Genomic DNA, 2,325 nt, shown 5'->3' on the forward strand with positions numbered 1-2,325 from the left:
CCCCAGATCATCATCCGTTGAATCTGTGGTTTGCCGAGCATTGCGTCGAACAGTTCGACAGCATGCGCGGGCATGTCTTCACCGGTGAACTCGACGGATTCCATCGCCTGCTCGAAGTCGACGTCGAGCACCGCGTGGAACAACGCGACCTTGTCACCGAAATAGGCGTAGAGGCGCTCCTTACTGGCGTTTCCGTTCTTCGCAATCCGATCGATGCGCGCACCGGCAAGCCCGTAGGTGCCGAATTCTTCTTGCGCAGCGTCGAGGATTCGCTGTTTCGTCGCGGTCACGTCAGTGGGAGCCATAGTGATGATGGTAACCGAACGAACTATTTCGTTTGACTCACCCGAGAAGGCTGGAATACCTTTTTCCAATGACCACCACGTCCCACGTCGACGGCGGCACTCTGCCACCGATCCCGGCTGTCTCCGAGAATCCGAATCATCAACGTCGCTGGCTGGTGCTCTGCATCGTCGCGTTCGCTCAACTCATGGTGGTGCTCGACGGCACCATCGTCTCCATCGCCCTACCGGCAGCCCAGGAGGAACTGGGCATCAGCGACCTTGACCGCGCGTGGGTGGTCACGTCGTACGCCTTGGCGTTCGGTGCGCTGCTGCTCCTCGGCGGACGTATCGCCGACTACTGGGGCCGAAAGCGATCCTTCATCGTCGGCATGGCGGGCTTCGCGGTTGCCTCCGGCATCGGCGGCATCGCGCAGAGCGGTATCGAACTGTTCATCGCTCGCGCCGGCCAGGGCGTCTTCGCAGCATTGCTCGCGCCCGCTGCGCTGTCGATGCTCACCACCACCTTCATCGGAGAGAAGGAGCGCGCCAAGGCTTTTGCCGTCTACGGCGCGATCTCCGGCGGTGGCGCTGCCATCGGCCTGCTCCTCGGTGGAGTGCTGACGCAGTACGTCGACTGGCGTTGGTGCCTGCTCGTCAACATCCCGATCGCGCTGATCGCCATCGCTGCAGCCGTCCCGATCGTCAAGGAAACCAAAGCGCACGGCGACACGAGCTACGACCTTCCCGGCGCTGTCCTCATCGCCCTGGGGCTCGGCTCACTGGTCTACGGATTCACACGCGCCGAGCACGGCTGGGGTCAGGCGGACACTTTGCTGTTCATCGCACTGGGTCTGGTCTTCCTCGCGATCTTCGTGGTCGTCGAGAGCCGCAGCAAGAATCCGCTTCTACCGCTGAGCGTTCCGTGGCATCGTGATCGCGGCGCTGCTCTGATCGGCTCCATGCTGGTGGGCGCCGCCCTGCTCGGCGGCACGTTGTACCTGACGTTCTACCTGCAGATCGTGCTCGGATTCAGCCCGGTCATGGCCGGCGTCGGATCGCTGCCGATGGCATTTTTCATCGTCTTGGCGTCGACCATCGCAGCGCAGTTGTCCACCAAGATCGGCCCCAAGCCGCTCATGGTCGCCGGCCCGCTGGTGGCAGCCGTAGGACTGCTCATGCTGACCCAGATCGAGGTACACAGCTCCTACTGGACGCACGTGTTCCCCGGCCTCGCCATCTTCGGCTTCGGACTCGGTCTGCTGATGGTGCCGATGCAGAACCTCGCACTGATCGGTGTCCCCGACCACGACGCCGGCGCTGCCAGTGCCCTGGTCAACGCCACCCTGCAGATCGGCGGCGCACTCGGAACCGCACTGTTCACCACGATCTACGCTTCGGCAAAGTCGGCCTTCACCGCCGACAACGCGGCGCCGATCCCGCCGGAAGGCATTCCTGTCGACATGTCGAACGCGACCATCCCGACTGGTGACCAATTGGCGCTACTCCCCCAGCCGGTGCAGGACTTCGTCGCCTCGATGACGGACTACTTCTTCGGCGCCGAGGTATCCGGATACTCGGCCGCATTCGGTTGGGCGGCAATCCTGTTGGCGATCATCGCACCGGTAGTGCTGGTGCTGGTCCGCGCCAAGAAGGGTGATCTGCCCGCCGAGGGTGCAGTCCACATGGGGTAGCCCCCTGTGCGCCTTTATTAACCGCCCGCGGTTAATAAAGGCGCACAGCAGGTCAGGCCTTCCTCAACACCTCAGTCACCGGAGTGCTGCTGCGGCCGATCAACTTCTGCAGGTCACCCGACTCGGTGTCCAATGCCCCCTTGGCAATTGCAGCATCGGAATCGGCGAGGATCTGCGCAACCGGTGCAGGCAGTCCGACGCTCTCGAGAATGCCTTCGTATGCCTGCTCGTCCACGAACTGGTACGCGACGGGCTTGCCGGCAAACTCGCTGATCTTCTCGGCCAATTCGGCATAGGTGAGCCTCTCGTCACCGCCCAACTCGTACACTGCACCTTCGTGACCATCGGTG

At 62.8% G+C, this 2,325-nt stretch carries 2 protein-coding genes and 1 pseudogene; 1 reads left to right on the forward strand and 2 read right to left on the reverse strand.

All coding sequences use genetic code 11. From position 1 onward, the window contains the following. Positions 1 to 305, reverse strand: a 305-nt coding sequence (locus tag A2J01_RS28070) for a TetR/AcrR family transcriptional regulator (protein ID WP_156519430.1), incomplete at its 3' end; no start/stop codon positions are given. 68 nt (positions 306 to 373) lie between these two features. Between A2J01_RS28070 and A2J01_RS28075 the strand changes: the two genes are divergently transcribed. Continuing rightward, positions 374 to 1,975, forward strand: coding sequence for an MFS transporter (locus tag A2J01_RS28075; RefSeq protein ID WP_003941517.1), 1,602 nt, complete (start codon positions 374 to 376; stop codon positions 1,973 to 1,975). Between the two features lie 52 nt (positions 1,976 to 2,027). Here the strand turns inward: A2J01_RS28075 and A2J01_RS28080 are convergent. After that, positions 2,028 to 2,325: pseudogene (locus tag A2J01_RS28080) on the reverse strand (KR domain-containing protein); the annotation flags it as partial.

Source organism: Rhodococcus sp. EPR-134 (assembly GCF_001647205.1).
In the GTDB taxonomy this organism is placed as follows: Bacteria; Actinomycetota; Actinomycetes; order Mycobacteriales; family Mycobacteriaceae; genus Rhodococcus_F; species Rhodococcus_F qingshengii.

What these genes read in the sequence shown, in the direction of transcription:
- A2J01_RS28075 (WP_003941517.1), top strand. Translation starts at nt 374, where the DNA reads ATGACCACCACGTCCCACGTCGACGGCGGCACTCTGCCACCGATCCCG.